Consider the following 618-nt stretch of genomic DNA (forward strand, 5'->3'; position numbering starts at 1 on the left):
TGTAGGCTAGCAAAATACCCCAGAGTTCCTGCTTGACCATATCAGGGCGCTTACTTCGTAATGTATATTCGCTATCAAGCAAGGTTTGCTTCATTTCACGATAACCTAATTCAATTTCCCAACGGTAACGATAGAGCTCTACGATGTCTTCACCAGGAAAGCGCAACCCATCACGCATCGATGTAAGCACCTGATACTTCTTACCCTTAATCATTTTCGACACTAACCTTGCTTCGATTACCTCAGGGAGGTCACTGAACTTCTTTCTTGCCTGAGGAGTTGTTTTGATAGCAACGATAGCGTCACTCTGGCTGTATTTATGAACGATTTCATATTGGAAGTCTTTTCTCACAGGGAGCATCCAATGCCTTTCTTGACCTACTTTGTTCCAGCGGTTAAGTAGCCCTAGAGAGTAATATCCTTTGTCAAAAATAGTAAGCGAATGATCTGGAGTTTGTTCAATTAGCTCTTCTGCAAGCCGCATTTCGCTAGTTCGATAATCAGAGAATGCACTATCAATTAGCTGATGACTCGTAAGCTCCATCAAGCAAACCATACGTATTTTAGGGTAAATATTCTCAGATGAATTATTACGTTGTGCTTTAAATTCTTGATGGT

1 protein-coding gene is annotated in these 618 nt (G+C 41.1%); it reads right to left on the reverse strand.

What is annotated here, in order from left to right; translation table 11 throughout:
- On the reverse strand, positions 1-618 hold a 618-nt coding region (locus HC728_RS20450), incomplete at both ends, for an IS4 family transposase (protein WP_190395988.1).

The sequence above is a fragment of the Aliivibrio sp. S10_S31 genome (assembly GCF_014694495.1).
Lineage (GTDB): Bacteria > Pseudomonadota > Gammaproteobacteria > Enterobacterales > Vibrionaceae > Aliivibrio > Aliivibrio fischeri.